Origin of the sequence: Streptomyces sp. NRRL S-118, assembly GCF_000716335.1 — a bacterium.
Taxonomy (GTDB): Bacteria; Actinomycetota; Actinomycetes; order Streptomycetales; family Streptomycetaceae; genus Streptomyces.
In genome coordinates, this window is record NZ_KL591011.1 from 408 (window position 1) to 647 (window position 240).

1 protein-coding gene is annotated in these 240 nt (G+C 67.5%); it reads right to left on the reverse strand.

The genetic code is table 11. The features are described from left to right. The coding region (locus IH00_RS37515; RefSeq protein WP_039947225.1) for a hypothetical protein at positions 1-196 on the reverse strand (196 nt) is incomplete at its 3' end. Between the last annotated feature and the right edge of the window lie 44 nt (positions 197-240).

The window sequence follows — 240 nt, forward strand, 5'->3', positions numbered from 1 at the left end:
GGGTGCAGGGGATGTAGACGTACGCGTGGTCCGGGTGCGCCACGGCCCTGATGTCGCCGGACGACACGTCGACCGGGTCCGCCACGTATCCCTGCTTCGCGTAGTAGTCACGCCACGGGCCGGGAGCCGAGTCACGGGACTCCACCTCTCCCGAGATGACCGAGCCACCGCTGGTGCGGACGTAACAGCCGAACATGAAGCCTCCGTCCGACCACAGGTTGAGTCTCCCTCGCTCCTCGG